Source organism: Fibrobacter sp. (assembly GCF_045601785.1).
Classification (GTDB): Bacteria; Fibrobacterota; Fibrobacteria; order Fibrobacterales; family Fibrobacteraceae; genus Fibrobacter.
Window position 1 is genome coordinate 1 of sequence record NZ_JAZSAF010000048.1, and the last position, 15,984, is coordinate 15,984.

The window sequence follows — 15,984 nt, forward strand, 5'->3', positions numbered from 1 at the left end:
AATGAAAAAAACTCGGAATTCGCTTCCGAGTTTTTTTCGTTATAGAATGTTGCCTGTTACAGCGCGTCGATGTCGGCGTTGAATTCGGCCACCGGGCGCATCCACTTCTTCAGGAGTTCGGCCTTCGGCAGGTAATAGCCACCGATGTCGGCGGGTTTGCCCTGCTCGGCAGCAAAGGCGGGGAAGATTTCGGCTTCGCGGGCCTTCAATGTGTCGGCCACCGGGGCGAACTTCTTGGCAAGTTCCGCGTCGTCCTTCTGGGCGGCGAGAGCCTGCGACCAGTAGAGGGCCAGGTAGAAGTGTGAGCCGCGGTTGTCGAGCTCGCCAATCTTGCGGGCGGGTGTACGGTTGAATTCGAGAATCTTGCCGTTCGCCCCGTCGAGCGTGTCGGCGAGGACCTTCGCCTTCTTGTTGCCGTCCTTCAGCGCGACCTGTTCGAAGGCGGGTACGAGCGCGAAGTATTCACCGAGGGAATCCCAGCGGAGGTAGTTTTCGGCGAGGAACTGCTGCACCTGCTTGGGGGCAGAACCACCTGCACCCGTTTCGTAGAGGCCACCGCCCGCCATGAGCGGCACGATGCTGAGCATCTTGGGGGATGTTCCGACTTCAAGAATCGGGAAGAGGTCGGTGAGGTAGTCGCGCATCACGTTGCCGGTAACACCGATGGTATCGAGACCGGCTTTCGCGCGCTTCATGGTTTCGACAATCGCCTTGCGCGGGCTCATGATCTTGATGTCGAGGCCGTTCAGGTCGTGTTCCGGCAAGTAGGCTTCGACCTTCTTCTGGATTTCGCGGTCATGGGCACGTTCCGGGTCGAGCCAGAAAATCGCAGGCGTGTTGCTGAGGCGTGCGCGTGTGACGGCGAGCTTCACCCAGTCACGCACCGGAGCGTCCTTCGCCTGGCACATGCGGAAAATGTCACCTGCTTCAACATTTTGCTGCAAAAGAACTTCGCCCTTGCTGTTCACGGCACGAATGACGCCCTTGCCCTTTGCAACGAAAGTCTTGTCGTGGCTGCCGTATTCTTCGGCACCTTGGGCCATAAGGCCTACATTCGGCACAGTACCCATCGTCTTCGGGTCGAATGCGCCGTTCTGTTTGCAGAATTCAATCGTCTCGTCGTAAATACCGGCATAGCAGCGGTCCGGAATGCAAGCGACAACTTCTTGCAACTTGCCTTCTTTGTTCCACATGCAGCCGGAATTGCGGATCATCGCAGGCATCGAGGCGTCGATAATCACGTCGCTCGGCACATGCAAATTCGTAACGCCCTTGGCGGAATCGACCATGGCGAGGTCCGGGCCTGCGGCAAGAGCGGCGTCAATAGCGGCCTTGACTTCAGCTTCCTTAGCATTACCTTCCAGGCGCTTGTACAAATCACCCAGACCGTTGTTGGCATCGATGCCCAGTTCCTTGAACAAGTCGGCGTACTTCGTGAATACATCCTTGAAGAACACGCGCACGAACGCACCGAACAGCACCGGGTCAGAGACCTTCATCATGGTTGCCTTCAGGTGCACCGAGAACAGCAGACCCTTCGCCTTCGCTTCGGCCATGGCATTGGCGATGAACTTTTCGAGCGACGCCATGCGCATCACGGTCGCATCGATGATTTCGCCCTTCAGGAGCGGCTTTGCGGCACGGAGTTCCGTGACTTCGCCTGCTTCATTGACAAATTCAATCTTGAAGGTGTCGGCATCGGCCATGGTGATGGACTTTTCGTTGCCGTAAAAGTCGTCCGCATCCATGCTTGCCACATGAGTCTTCACGGAGGTGTTCCAGTTGCCGTTGCTGTGCGGGTTGTTGCGGGCGAAGTTCTTCACCGCCTTGGGGGCGCGACGGTCAGAGTTGCCCTGGCGAAGCACCGGGTTCACGGCGGAACCCTTCACCTTGTCGTACTTGGCACGGATTGCCTTCTCTTCGTCGTTCGCCGGAGCGTCCGGATAGTCGGGCACGTCAAAACCATTTTTCTGGAGTTCGGCAATCGCGGCCTTGAGCTGCGGCACAGAAGCCGAAATGTTCGGGAGCTTAATGATGTTCGCGTCCGGTTCAAGCGTAAGCTTGCCGAGGAAATCCAGGTCGTCGCTCGCCTTGCCAAAAGCGGCCAGAATACGGCCCGGCAGCGAGATGTTCTTGGTTTCCACATCAATACCCGCGGCCTTAGCAAAACCGCGCACGATGGGGAGCAGGGATTGAGTCGCTAGGAACGGCGACTCGTCAGTCAGAGTATAGTAAATCTTGGTATTCATACGAGCCCAAAGATAGAAAATTGCTTATAAAAGTTGAATTCCATATCTTGGGTACGAACCTTAATAAGACGACTTATACACGTAGCTCCATTCACCGTACGGCTCAATTTGCTCAAGACTTTCCGGTTTATCACAATTCCAATTTTCACTTACATAGGTTGTCTTTACAATGGGAGTTCCAATAACGTCCCACTCATCGGAACCGACAACGACAAAAGCGGAATAGTGATCGCTCGAATCTTCTGGGCAGGATGTCCCGCTCTTTACAATATCTGAAATGAAAATCCCGTTTTTATTGATATCGTAGAGTATATGTCCTTTTGCTCCAACATCTTTCACGACAACTAGATAATAAACATTGAAATTCTGATTATGCTTGTAATGGTATTCCTTATACGGCCTACTCGCCGTTTGGGGGAAGAGACGCGTAAACACAGAATCGGGCAAGCGATAAACGCCTTCTTCGCGATATGCTTTGGCTGCATCGTTATCCAAGAGTTCGTTGTAACCAACCACATCATGATTATATGTTAATTCAGGATCCGTCAAATCTACTTTGTGGGGGGCGTCTTCCCATGCGAGCTGATCTCTATAAACCCATGCAAACTGGCCTCTGTAATCGAATAACGTATGTGTTAGTGAGTCACGCCATACTTCATCTAGACTGTCTTTTGCGTTGTCAAACTCATTTTCAATCGGAGGGCACCCCTCTATCTCGCTAAGATAATATCCAAATTCGTCGAAACAATGCTTGAAATCTTTGCTATCGTCGTCAAAGGGGGCGTATCTTATGGAATCTTCTATGCATTCGTTTTCAAATTCCGCTATAGAAGAATCTAAAAATTCATCGGTACTGATTCCTTCTGGGACAAATGAGGCGCATGCCAAATTTAATCGCATATTGCGGCACCCTTCACCGAAATCCTTAAACAATCCGTTAGATTCACTGCAAGTTTGCTTGAACTGATTCAGGTAATCTGTGCAAGAGACTCCATACCCCCAATAACCATAAGAGAAATCGTTGCCTGCCGTTTTTAGAACGACCGGAACGCTATCGACCTGAACAATTTTGGTCATGACGAGAGTTGCACCTCCCCACATGAATCCAGAAAAATCCTGGGTGTTGAGCCATATATCAAAAAGTTGCTCGCCCGAAAAATATTTTAGAGAGTCATAATATTGCACACGAACCACACCAGGTCGGTCTTCTCCAGCTTCCATTGAGAACGGGAAAACGTCGCAAGTCCTATGAGAATCTCTACTCGGATAACTATACCTCTCTTCGGCTTTTATAACAAGAGAATATGTGCTAAAGTAATCGTTATAGCCCGCCTCGTTAGAATCAGGAATTTCTTTTTGTGAATCCAATTTTGACGAGTCTACAAGTGTGTAGATTGACTTTGCCAAAATATCTCTCTGTTCGGCGGTCAGTTCTGCAATGGGTGATGTGTTTGGTTCCGTGGTGGCGCCGGCAACGTCCGGTTCGGTGCTCGAATCGTTGGAACACGATGCCCCAAATGCTGCGAGCCCAGCGACGATTAATTTGAACAGATTCTTCATGTTATGCCTCCTTCCCCTTGGTCAGCGGAAATAGTTGTAAATTCAATCGGTAAACTTTGTCGTATTCTTTTTCTTTGGCGGCCATGGCGACTACTTGCTGCCTTAGCGTTTCAAGCTTTTGCACCAGCCACTGGTACGTGTTTTCGGACATGCCGAGCGTAACACCCGTAATATGGCGCTCTTCGGGCGGAACCTCGTCAATAGCGGATGTCGCAAACTTGGACATCTGCCGATTCATGGAACGGAGCGCCAGGGGAATTGCCTCAGAAGAGCCCGTGACCACTTTTTCGGTCTGCTCGTAAGTGTCTTCGCCGACCTTTTTCAAGAAGTCCGCATGCGTCATAAAATCTAGGGCGTAGCGAACATCGGCTGCACTCACCACGGGGTAACACTTTCGTGCGAGTTCAAGTGGCTTTGTACCCGGCATAATCGGGGCGAGCTCGCGTATTACGGGGTTCACCCACGATTCAAAATACTGGAACGCTTCTGCATCGACAACGCGCAGGCGGTTTTCCTTCGCGATTTTTTGCATCTCGTTGAAAGCTTGCATTTTCTTCTCGTCGCTTTTGGCATCTCCAAAATGCACCATTGCGCAAAAGTAGTCGTGATCGACTCCTTCGAGCCCCATGGCGTCGGCGACGTGTTCAATGCCGTTCTTGCTCAAACGGCTTTTGCCTTCGCAAACGAGCTTGATGTAGTTCGGCGAGCTGAAACCCGCCAGTCGAGAAAATTCACGCCACGAAAACACGGAGGTGCGTTTGCGCTCTTCGTAGTAATCGAGCATGTATTTGCGAAAATCTTGATATTCGGTGATTGGCTTCATACCTATAAATTAGATTTAAATTTTGACCTATGCAACATCTTTTCATTATACAAATACTTAAAATTTTAATGAAAATCGACAATTTTACGACTTTTTAAAAAATTTTGTAAATCTATAATACAATGTGTATTGTATGGCGGAGTTGGCCGATGTCCGTTGTTTTGTGAGTCCGCCTGCCGTTTCTCAGGAAGTTAGCTGTCTCTTTATTTGAATCGTTTAGCGGGCTTGGGAAAGTGTTGACTGAAATTTCTGTAAAATTTTTCTTTAATTTCTTGCGAAAACCTTCATTTTTGTACAAATGTGGACTAAAATACGCGCAAAAGTTGTCCGTGGACTACGAAAAAAGTGCTTTTGTTTGACCGCAACCTCTATAAATAAGGTAGATTTAAAACGAATGTGCAGATAAGTTCTGCAAAAAGAGGATGCTATGAGTGTTTGGAAGTTGCCTGCGCCGGTCATGGGCGCGTTCGGTTTGATGTTTGCTGTGTCGTCGTATGCGGCGGATTATGTTCCCCCTTCGACGGCGGTTTCGAAGGTTAACAGCTACCGCGGCTATTCGGAGTTGACTTCGGCCGCGTCTGGCATGGACATTGACCAGTACACCTATAACATGACCACGTGGCAAATTAGCAATGGCGGTTTTTACAAGGCCATGGCCGACAAGTACAAAAGCGCTTATTCCGGCGGGCAGAAGTCGGAATGGCGGGCCAAGGATGGCGGCGACCTCGGCACTATCGACAACAATGCAACCATCCAAGAAATGCGTTTATTGGCTCTCCGGTATAAGGAGACAACGAATTCCAACTACAAGGCTGCTTTTAAGACAAGCTTTAACAAGGCTCTGAACTTTATTCTCACCATGCAACGCTCCACGGGCGGGCTTCCGCAGGTGTGGCCCAAGCGCGGTAACTACAGCGACCACGTGACGCTCAACGACAATGCCATGGTGCGCGCTATGGTCACTATGATGGATATCGCTAACAAGACTTCGCCTTTTGATTCCGATATCATTGACGATGCGACACGAAACAAGATGAAGTCTGCACTCGACAAGGCAATTCAATACTTGCTCAAGGCGCAGATTGTGAACAATGGAAATTTGACGGTTTGGTGCGCTCAGCATGATACCGCAAATTACGCACCGCGCTCGGCCCGCGCCTATGAACTGGAATCTAAGTCAGGGAGCGAATCTGCCGGCGTTGTGTGGTTCCTGATGAATTGGCCCGAACAGACCGAAGCGATCCAGAAGGCGGTCAAGGGGGCTATTGCCTGGTATAAGAAGACTAAGGTTACGGGGCTTTACTTTAACAAGAAAGCGGGTACATTTGACAAGCGCGACGGTAATGTTTTGTGGTATCGCTTTTACGAAGTGAACAACGACAACTATTTCTTCTGCGACCGCGACGGGGCTAGCACCAAGACGCAGGACTTTACCAAAATTAGCGAAGAACGTCGCACGGGTTACCAGTGGGCGGGCGACTACGGCAGTGCGCTTCTCTCGACGGAAGCCGCTTATTTAGAAGCGCTTGAAAAGATGTCTGGCACCTACGTTCCGCCTCCGCCGCCGGCAGTACTTTGCGGGAGTGATACCTGCAAGACGTTCATCGATGGCGTGAATTTCGTGGACATCAAGGGCGCTAAAGAAACGACCAACACGGGCTTTGTGGGCGAGGGCTATGCGAATGTAGACAACGAAACGGGTAGCTACGTGACCTACGGCGTAACTGCTGCCAAGGCGGGCAAGTACACGCTCTACATCAGCTTTGCAAACGGCGGCAGCTCCGCTCGCGGCTACAGCATCAGCGTGGGCGACAAGACGCTTTTGTCTGACGGTAGCATGGAATCGACCGGCGCTTGGACGACTTGGAAAACACAGTCGGTAGAAATCGAATTAGATGCGGGCTACAGCGAACTCAAGTTTACAAGTACGGGTAGCGACGGCATGGCGAACATCGATTACATCGGCTGGATGAGTGCTGATTTGTACGTGGGCAAAAAGGAACTCGGCGAAGATTCGACGACTGTTATCGGAGTTCGCTCGGTACAGGCCTCCCCGACAAGAGCCAGCCGCTACTACGTAGATTTCGGTAGCCGTGGCAACGCCGCAGGCGTTTACCTGAAAAAAGCGGACGGGAAAGTGTTTAAAGTGAATGGAAAGAGGTAGCGCCCTTTAGTAGAAAAGGAGATGCCGGGTCAAGCCCGGCATGACAAGGAAGAAAGGAATGGTTTTGTGTTGAATGGTGTTACATCAAAAATCTGTCTACTTGCGGCTTTAGGCTTCGCAGTTTCTGCCTCCGCGGTCGAGAAAAAGAAAATCGATTTCGTGGTCGGTGTCGATGGCGACTTTAAAGCTGCTGTTACTGCGGCTGGCAAGTCGGGAGCATCTGTGAACAACCGCTTCGTCATCTTTGTTCCCGATGGCGAATACGACATCACCAAGCTTACGGGGGACAGCCACGGAAAATCGACTGTGAGCGCGTCGTACCTCTCGATTATCGGGCAGAGCCTTGAAAAGACGATCATCGCGAACGTAACCGACACCGAGGGCATCAGCCTCACGGCGACCATATACTTCCCGAAAAACAACGAAATATACATGCAGGATATCACCCTGCAGAATAAGGGCTCCTATAACTCAGGCAATGCGGCGCGTCAGGTGGCACTGCAGCAGAATGAAGGCGACAAGTTTGTCTACAAGAACGTGCGGCTTTTGAGCGGCCAGGATACCTACTATACCAAGAAGGGCCGCACCTACTGGGAAGGCGGCGAAATTGACGGAACCGTAGACTTTATCTGCGGTGGCGGCGATGTGTTCTTCGAAGGAACCAAACTTGTGATGACCCGAAACGGCGGCTACATCACCGCATCGCAAAATCCGGGTGACTGGGGCTATGTTTTCAACAACGCGACCATCACGGTGAGTAACAACAGTTTCAACGGCACATTCTACCTAGGACGTTCCTGGGGCCACGCAAAGACGGTATTTTTGAATACGAAAATGATTGCGCAGCCCAAGGGCGAAGGCTGGGGTCCCGACATGAATTCCGCTCCGCAGGTCTTTGGTGAATACAACAGCAAAGACGGCAACGGCAATGCGGTAAATACCAGCCAGCGTAAGACCTATTTTAATGGTGGCAAGGATGCCTCGACGGCGACCACGCTCAAGACGGTGTGGAATGCAAGCGATGCCGCAAAGTACACTCTTCAAAATGTGCTCAAGGGGAGTGACAACTGGGACCCAACCAAGTTGACGGCCCAGGTAAGCGCTCCGAAAATTGCGCAGGAAGGAGCCGAAATTGTCTGGGCGGACAACGATGATGCCCGCTGCTGGGTTGTGTTCGTGAACGGCAAGTACAAGGCGAATGTCATTGCCCCGAGTTTTTCGCTTGAAGGTATCGCGGTGGGCTCCAAGATTACAGTGCGTGCTGCAAATTCCATGGGCGGCCTCGGAGCCTATTCCAACGAAGTTGCGACGGTAGACGCAAACGCTACCTACTACAAGGTGACGCTTGGCGACGCCATCGGTGGCAATGTCAAGACAAACCTCAGCAGCGACAAGGTCTTGGAAGGAAAGACTGCAATCTTTGCCGCAGAACCGAACGAAGGCTGGACTTTTGCAGGCTGGAGCGGCAAGAGTGCGAGCCTGGTCGATGCGAGCAAGGCAACGGTCGAAATCGTCGCGGACCGCGACATCGAACTCATTCCGAGCTTTACCGCTAAGGGCACGACCGTGTTCCAGGTAGAAGATGGGAACATTACGAATGCCGCTGCCGAAAGCAATAACGCAGGATTTAACGGAAGCGCTTTCGTGAACTTTGCTGCCGGCGACTTGAGCATGATGCAGGTCCCTGTATATGCTGATGTCGCGGGCGAGTACGAAGTTATGGTGCGCTACGCCAACGGTAGCGGCAAGGCGCGCATGCTTGCGGCTGCCGCACCCGGCGTCTGCACCACAGGAATTGATGGCTGCAAGAGTGCCGAAACGCTTACATTTGAAGCGACCGAAAGTTGGACGACCTGGGACACTTTATCGATAACCGCGAAGCTCCCTGCTGGGGCCAGCTACTTTACCTTTGCGACTATCGCCGGAAATGACGGCCCGAATCTGGATCAGCTGGAACTAAAGTTGGTCAAGGCTGACGAAACCACATCCGTTCGCGGGCTTGCAACTCCGAGCCAGACGCTCACTCCGACAACTCGCGTGCGCCTGTTTACCTTGACGGGGCAGCTGGTTCGTGAATTCGTGGGCTCGACGGTAAACACCGAGAAACTTGCGCCGGGCGTATACCTGCTCCAAACGCAGAATGGTGCTGCGTTCCGCCAGCAAATCATCCGCGTGAAGTAGCGGGCGTTGCGGGGCGGCGTCTGAGCCCCGCTCGATGGGGTAGTGAACAACGAAGTGTGAACGAGGGGCAGACTTGCCCCTTTTTTTATAAAACTCACATTACACACCTCACACTTCACACCTCACACCACTCACCCCGCACTTCACACTTTACTATATTGCTCCTTGTATGTTAGGCATTGAACAGAAAAAAGGAAACGACGAGAATTTATGCGGTCGCATGATTGCGTACGCCAAGATTTTGCCAAACCCCGATGAACAGGAAAGTGGCACTCCATTTGACGACATGATCAAGAATGGTCTGTTGACGTTGGAAGGAGATTTTCGCATGTTCTCGCCTCGCGTGCCCAGCAAGAAGGCGATCGACCGTGCGGTTGATGACAAAATCAACGACATGCTCGAATCTATGGAAGCCGATGGCGTTGACTTGCCGTCTGACATGGATGTCGAAAAGGTGCGTGACCGCCTGCATGAACTTTCGAGCATGGAAGTAATTCCGATTCCGGCAAAGATCGGAAACTTCTCGCAAGAAGAAGACATCCTGAAAGAGGATGCCGACATCTACTATATCGGAGAATTCATCGGAGCTAACCAGGCTCATTTCTGCCTTACGACGCTTCCGATTTATTATCAGGCACGGTTTCGCGAGCAGGCACGCAAGAAAGAGATGGACTTCTTGAACGACGCTCTCGAACAGATTGAATCTGGCGCGTTTGTCGATACCGAGGACTTGCAAAACGATTCCGAGGAACTTTTCCCCAAGGGCCTTACGCTGAACACCTTCGTGGGTGACCTGGGTAAGCTGCTGAACACGCGCGTGATTCCATTTTTGCTTGCGCTTGAAACCGATGCGCAATACGACGAACAAATCAAGTTGTTCTACGACTTTATGAAGGGTTACCCAGCGCAGGCCGATATCAAGTTGATCGACCTTGCAATTCGTGACTTGCGCAATCAAAAGGGGTCGGCGCTTGCACGCCGGATTTTGGAACTGGGATGTCAGAAAATTGATGCCATCTACAACGAAAATACGCAGAAGGCTAACGAAATCGCAGAAGAAATCGTCAAGTTCGCTAGGGAAAGAAATAGCGGGGAGCAGATCGTATGATTAATTGGCTCAAGAAAGTTTCGTGCGGCGTGGCGCTGCTTGCTGCAACACAGTCCTTTGCCCAGGTGAACCTGGTGGTCCACAAAGAAGTTTTGCCCAACGGGCTCACGGTGCTTTTGCACCCGAACAAGCAGGCTCCTACGGTGAGCTGCCGCCTGTTCTATGTGACAGGTTCGGTGCACGAGGTTCCGGGAAGGTCCGGCCTTGCGCACATTCTGGAACATGAACTCTTTAAGGGCACCAAGAAGGTGGGCATTACCGACAGCATTGCCGATGCGAAATTTATGGCGACGCAGGACAGCCTGCAGGCCTTGATTCGCCCGGCGATTATCGCAGGTGATTCCGCGACGGTTAAGAAGCTTACCGCCGAACACGATTCCGTGGTGAACGAGCACCGCAAGATTTTTGTGAAGGACGAACTCTGGAGCGCCTACCAGGCTGCCGGTGGCACGGGCCTGAACGCCTTTACGAGCGATCTCATGACCGCCTATATCGTGACGCTCCCTAAAGACAAAATTGAACTTTTCATGTGGCTGGAATCCGACCGCATGCAGAACGCCGTACTCCGTGAATTCTACTCGGAACGCATGGTCGTGCGCGAGGAACGCCGCATGCGCTACGACGACAAGCCGATGGGTCGCTTTGTCGAAACGCTCAATTCCATGATCTACGAGGCGTTCCCGTATCGCGTGCCGACTATCGGCTGGCCGAGCGACATCATGAACCTGACTCGTGAAATGGCCGATGAACATTACCGCAAGTACTACAAGCCGCGCAATGCGATTCTCGTGCTGGCGGGCGATATCGATACGACCGCTACCATGGAGATGGTGAAGAAGTATTTTGAACCGATTCCCTCCGGCGAGGCCTTCCCACCGCTGACCATTCGCGACCCTGAGCAGGCCGGCGAAAAGCGCCTGACCGTTAAGCGTCCGGATGCTCCGAATCTTTACGCCCTGACTTTTACGACTCCCGAAGTCGGCGACTCGATTCTCTATTCGCTGGACATTGCCGAGGGCGTTTTGAATGGTCGCTCCGGAAGGCTCTACAAGCGCCTGGTGCAAGAAGAAAAGCTTGCCGTGAGCGTGAGTGCAAGCAATAGTCCGAACAAGTATGTATCTGAATTCGGCGTGTCGGTGAATATGCGCCCGGATGCAGACCCTGCGAAGGTCGAAAAAATCGTGTGGGAAGAGCTCGAAAAGCTGAAGACCGAAACGGTGAGCGAACGCGACTTCCAGAAGGTGAAAAATCGCGCCTACGCGAGCTTGGTGCGTAGCCTGACGGACATGGAAAATGTGGCGACGATGCTTGCCTGGTACGAAATGTACGGCGACTACCGCATATTCCTCAACTGGGCGGATCACCTGAACAAGGTCTCTGCTGCCGATGTGCAGGCCGCTGCTCAAAAGACCTTTGTCCGCGAAAAGAGCGTCGCCGGTTTCCTGCTTAAAAAGTAATCCCTTTAATGCGAGCCTGTAGGGGCGCGGCAATCCACTATACTTTGTTCGGATCGTAGGGGTCGATGTGCACGAGCGCATCGACTACATTTTCGCCCGCCTCAATAATGCGGCGTTCCACCTCTTCGGCTAGGTCGTGTGCGGCCAAGAGTGTCATGTCGGCAGGGACGACCACGTGTAAATCTACATGCAAGTCGCTGCCCACGTAGCGCGTGCGGAACCCGTGGATGCTAATCACGTTTGGGCATGCGAGTGCGATTTCCTTTAACTTTTGGGCCACCTCGGCGCTTGCGCCTTCGTCGGCCACGCGGTGGATTCCGGGCCACGCAATTTCAAAGCCCGAATGCAGAATGAATACTGAAACGATGATCGCGCCCACGGAGTCTGCAAACCAGAGCGTCGGGAAAAGAATCCCGAACAAGACCGCGATCAAAACAGGAATAGAACTGTAGGCGTCGCTTCGGTGGTGCCAAGCGTTTGCCTCGACGGCCTCGCTGCGGATGGCGCGACCCTTCGCCCGCGTGTAGCGGAAAAGCGCCTCTTTCACGATGATTGAAACCGCCGCCATCACCGCCGCAATCCATTCGGGGTGCGACTGCTCGCCGTTTTTTAAGGTGATGACTGCGTTGTAGCCGAGCCCGATGCCCACGGCACACACGGCAAGCCCGATGCCTACCGAAATCAAGGTCTCGAATCGCCTGTGCCCATACGGGTGCTCCGCATCGGGCGGTGCATTCCAGAATTTGGAACCCACAATAATGGCGATGTCCGTAGTAAAATCAGATGCGCTGTGAATAGCATCGGCAATAAGTGCTTGGGATCCGCCAAAATAACCCGCAAAAAACTTGCCTACCGACAAGACCACGTTCCAGCCGAGCCCTACCCACGTGACGCGGCGGACTTCTGCGGAATCATCTTTTTTAGCAATGCGAGTCATCGGTAGTAGGAAGTAGGCAGTGGTTAGTGATTAATGCTGCATAATATAAAAAATTGGGAATAAACTCTTGCGAATAGGCAACCTTTTGTCGTTCAAGCGCATCTAATTATTCGAAAAACGGGCGAGACTTTCTATTTTTGGGTTGCGTTTATGAAAAAGTTTTTGAAAATTTTCATCATCCTCTTGATTCTTGGCGCTATCGCTTATGGCGTCAAGATGTTCTTTTTTTCGGCGAGTGCCGAAAATGCCGCGGGCCCGCTCGTGAGCGTGAAGGTCACGCAGACCACGATTTCGACTACCATTTCGGCAACCGGTACTCTGGAACCCGTCGACCAGGTGGAAGTGGGTACGCAGGTTTCGGGCGACATTGCGAAAATCAACGTCGATTTCAATTCCAAGGTCAAGAAGGGCCAGGTCATCGCCGAACTGGACAAGTCGAAGCTCAAGGCCACGCTCGCGCAGACCGAAATTGCCTACAAGTCGGCAGAAAACGATTTTAAGTACAAGGAATCGACCTACAACCGCGTCAAGAAACTTTCTGAAAGTAATTCCGCAAGCGCCGTGGAACTTGAAACTGCTGAATACAATATGAATTCGGCAAAACTCTCCGTTGAACGCAGCGAAAACGAAGTCAACCAGGCGCGTCTCAACCTGAGCTACGCCACCATCAAGAGTCCTATTGACGGCGTGGTTTTAAAGCGCGCGGTAGAAGTCGGCCAGACTGTGGCCGCCTCCATGAGTACTCCTACTTTGTTTGTAATCGCAAAAGACTTGAGCCAAATGAAGGTCATGGCCGATGTGGACGAAGCGGACATCGGTCAGGTCAAGCAAGGCCAAAAGGTGACCTTTACGGTCGATGCCTTCCAGAACGATACCTTTAACGGAACGGTGCAAGAGGTTCGCCTGAACCCCACAACCACGAGCAACGTGGTGACATACACCGTGGTAATTACCGCCGAGAACCCGGAACAGAAGTTGCTCCCGGGCATGACGGCGACTTGCACCATCGTGACCCAAGAAATCACCGATGCCATCGCGATTCCGGTGAAGGCGCTCAAGTTCACGCCCGCCGACGGCACCCCGATGGCAGAACCTCCCAAGGGCATGCGCCCGCCGCACGGCGAATCCGGCGACAGTTCCTCGGTGAAAGATGGCCTCGCCAATGCGAATTTTAACGCCGGCGATTTCCCGAAAGGCGACTTTAAAAAGGGCAATTTCCCGCCCCCCGGCAGTTTCCCCAAATCCTTCAAAAAACGCCCCGACGGCAAAAAGCCGAGCGGGAACCTGGTGTGGGTAAACATCGACGGCAAGGCGGCGCCTCGCCGTGTCAAGACAGGCATCAGCGACGGCGTGAACATTCAGATTCTCAAGGGCCTTTCTGTGGGCGATTCCGTGGTCGTAAGTCAAGAAACGGTGACTGCCACCAAGGAAAAGTCTGCGGCCAGCAGCCCCTTCATGCCCACTCCACCGGGTAAAAAGAAAAAGTAAACGCAAACTTTAACCGGGATACTCGTCAAATATTGACTTGTATCCCTGTTTTTACTAAATTTGGGCTACTTTGAGATTAGATATCGCACAAAAACTTACTGATTCCGAAGACCGCCGGGTGGTCTGGTCCCGCTCCGATGCCCCCGAGATCTTCGACGAACTGCACCTCAAGGGCGACCTGGTAGCCGAGGTGTTGGTAAGCCCCGAAGGCGAAAGCAAGTGTCTTGTGACAGGATCGATCTCCGGAGTGCAAACTCTGACCTGCTCCCGTACCCTGGAACCGTTCGACCGCCCGTTTTCGACCGAAATCGTGGCGGAAGTGACCCGCACCGGGGTTTCGCAACAGGAACTCGATGAAGACGATGTAGACGTTTTCGCCTACCGAATTCCCCTGGGGCAGAGCTTCGTGGACCTTTCCGAGTGCATCCGACAGCTGGTTATTCTACAGGAACCGCAAGCGCCCGTGAAAAATCCTGACGAAGATTTTATCTTTGTATCAAACAAACCCGCCGACGAGGTGCCCCAAACCGACCCTCGTTGGGACAAACTCAAGGCTCTTAAGAGCAAAATGGAAAATAGGAGTTAAAAATGGCAGTACCTAAAAGAAAAACCTCGACCGCCCGTCGTGACAAGCGTCGCACCCACTGGAAGATGGAAGTGCCCGCTATGGCTACCTGCGATCATTGCGGTTCCGTGAAGCGCCCGCACCGCGTGTGCCCGGTTTGCGGCTACTACAATGGTGTCGAAGTGATCAACATGAAGGATGCCGAAGCCTAATTAACGGTTCTACTGTTGTAAGGAGATGTCCATGGTTAAAGTTGCTCTTGATGCTCTCGGTGGCGATTTCGCCCCAGACGTAGTAATTGAAGGTGCGGTTAACGCCGTCAACAAGAACGAAAACCTGCATGTGGTTCTGTGCGGACCGGAGGCCGAGGTCAAGGCTAAGCTTGAAAAGCTTGGCTATGCTGGCAAAGGCATTTCCGTGGTCGATGCACCGGACCCTGTGGCCATGGACGAACACCCTGTACAGGTTCTCAAGACGAAGCCCCATTCTGGCTTGGTGACCTGCGTCGCCTTGCAGAAGAAGGGTATGGTAGATGCCTCCGTGAGTGCCGGTAACTCCGGCGCCATGATGGCCAGCTGCCTTATGCTCTTGGGCCGTACTACAGACAAATTCAGCCGTCCGCCTATCGGCTGCGTGATTCCGACCGCCGACCGCCCGATCATTCTGGTCGATGCCGGTGCAAACGTCGACGAACGCGCTGCTACCCTGGTGGATTTCGCCATTGCAGGTTCCGCTTTCGCCGAGACCTACTTCGGTTACGAAAACCCGAAGGTTGGCCTCCTCAATATGGGCGAAGAAGAACACAAGGGCCCGGCTGTACTGCAGGAAGCTCACCAGCTTCTGAAGTCCGCTCCGGTAAACTTTATCGGTAACATCGAAGGCGAAACCCTTATCGAAGGTGTCGCCGACGTGGTCGTGACTTCTGGCTTTACGGGTAACGTGGTTCTGAAGATGCTCGAAGGCTTCTACGAACTGCACAAGAAGATGTTCGGTGTTATCGATACCCCGAACGGCCGCCGCTTCGACGAAATGTGGGACTACCGCATGACGGGTGGCGCTCTTCTCCTCGGCTTGAACGGCACGGGCATTATCGCTCACGGTCGTTCCGATGCTCTCGCTATCGAAAAGGCTGTGGAAGTGGCTGCCAAGTACGCCGAAAAGGGTGTGTCCAAGAATGTGAACGAACGCCTGCTCGCAATCAAGGACGATTCCTCCGAAGCAAAGTAACGCTAATTTGTGCGAAATTTAAGGCGGAGCCTGCGGTTTGCAGGTTCCGTCCTTTTTTATTTTGCTTTTATAACAGGGGCGTCTTTGAATTGACCTTACAAAAACGCGTTGAAAATCTTTCATTTACAATTTCTTGTATACAGGGGCAGGCAATCCGATGACGCCGGCCCTTATTTTCTAAATTGTAGCGCGAAACAATAAAAGTGCGGTCTAGCCGCAGAGGTA

General features: G+C 52.3%; 12 protein-coding genes. 8 read left to right on the forward strand and 4 right to left on the reverse strand.

Annotation, left to right across the window (positions count from 1 at the left end; all coding sequences use genetic code 11):
- Positions 1–56: 56 nt before the first annotated feature.
- Genes ACKI61_RS07145 through ACKI61_RS07155 form a run of 3 tightly spaced genes read right to left on the reverse strand, consistent with a single transcriptional unit; the run spans position 57 to position 4,632 of the window.
- The gene (locus tag ACKI61_RS07145; RefSeq protein WP_407457063.1) at positions 57–2,249 is read right to left on the reverse strand and encodes an NADP-dependent isocitrate dehydrogenase; all 2,193 of its coding nucleotides are present in this window, start codon (positions 2,247–2,249) and stop codon (positions 57–59) included.
- 60 nt (positions 2,250–2,309) lie between these two features.
- On the reverse strand, positions 2,310–3,809 hold the full coding sequence (locus ACKI61_RS07150; RefSeq protein WP_407457064.1) for a hypothetical protein: 1,500 nt from the start codon (positions 3,807–3,809) through the stop codon (positions 2,310–2,312).
- Between the two features lies 1 nt (position 3,810).
- Positions 3,811–4,632, reverse strand: coding sequence for a TIGR02147 family protein (locus ACKI61_RS07155; RefSeq protein ID WP_407457065.1), 822 nt, complete (start codon positions 4,630–4,632; stop codon positions 3,811–3,813).
- A 427-nt stretch (positions 4,633–5,059) separates the two neighbouring features.
- Between ACKI61_RS07155 and pelA the strand changes: the two genes are divergently transcribed.
- The 4 genes from pelA to ACKI61_RS07175 all read left to right on the forward strand — a co-directional run bounded on the left by pelA (position 5,060) and on the right by ACKI61_RS07175 (position 11,542).
- Positions 5,060–6,796 carry a pectate lyase gene (gene pelA, locus ACKI61_RS07160; protein WP_407457066.1) on the forward strand — a complete coding sequence of 579 codons (1,737 nt, stop codon included), beginning with the start codon at positions 5,060–5,062 and terminating at the stop codon, positions 6,794–6,796.
- Positions 6,797–6,862: 66 nt separating this feature from the next.
- Entirely contained in the window at positions 6,863–8,977 is a 2,115-nt protein-coding gene (locus ACKI61_RS07165; RefSeq protein ID WP_407457067.1) for a pectinesterase family protein, read from the forward strand.
- Between the two features lie 169 nt (positions 8,978–9,146).
- Positions 9,147–10,085, forward strand: coding sequence for a hypothetical protein (locus ACKI61_RS07170; RefSeq protein ID WP_407457068.1), 939 nt, complete (start codon positions 9,147–9,149; stop codon positions 10,083–10,085).
- Complete coding sequence (locus ACKI61_RS07175) at positions 10,082–11,542, forward strand: M16 family metallopeptidase (RefSeq protein WP_407457069.1); 1,461 nt, start codon at positions 10,082–10,084, stop codon at positions 11,540–11,542. The genes ACKI61_RS07170 and ACKI61_RS07175 overlap by 4 nt, the downstream gene beginning before the upstream one ends.
- A gap of 37 nt (positions 11,543–11,579) precedes the next feature.
- On the opposite strand, the gene ACKI61_RS07180 is transcribed toward ACKI61_RS07175, so the two are convergent.
- The gene (locus tag ACKI61_RS07180; RefSeq protein WP_407457070.1) at positions 11,580–12,479 is read right to left on the reverse strand and encodes a cation diffusion facilitator family transporter; all 900 of its coding nucleotides are present in this window, start codon (positions 12,477–12,479) and stop codon (positions 11,580–11,582) included.
- 150 nt (positions 12,480–12,629) lie between these two features.
- On the opposite strand from ACKI61_RS07180, the gene ACKI61_RS07185 reads away from it, so the two are divergent.
- From ACKI61_RS07185 to plsX, 4 genes are all read left to right on the forward strand, one after another.
- Positions 12,630–13,967: an efflux RND transporter periplasmic adaptor subunit gene (locus ACKI61_RS07185; RefSeq protein ID WP_407457071.1), complete on the forward strand. Its 1,338-nt coding sequence runs from the start codon at positions 12,630–12,632 to the stop codon at positions 13,965–13,967.
- A gap of 70 nt (positions 13,968–14,037) precedes the next feature.
- Positions 14,038–14,553: a YceD family protein gene (locus tag ACKI61_RS07190; RefSeq protein ID WP_407457072.1), complete on the forward strand. Its 516-nt coding sequence runs from the start codon at positions 14,038–14,040 to the stop codon at positions 14,551–14,553.
- A gap of 2 nt (positions 14,554–14,555) precedes the next feature.
- The gene (rpmF, locus tag ACKI61_RS07195) at positions 14,556–14,744 is read left to right on the forward strand and encodes a 50S ribosomal protein L32 (protein ID WP_072800982.1); all 189 of its coding nucleotides are present in this window, start codon (positions 14,556–14,558) and stop codon (positions 14,742–14,744) included.
- A gap of 31 nt (positions 14,745–14,775) precedes the next feature.
- Positions 14,776–15,759: a phosphate acyltransferase PlsX gene (gene plsX / locus ACKI61_RS07200; RefSeq protein WP_073057008.1), complete on the forward strand. Its 984-nt coding sequence runs from the start codon at positions 14,776–14,778 to the stop codon at positions 15,757–15,759.
- Positions 15,760–15,984: the final 225 nt, after the last annotated feature.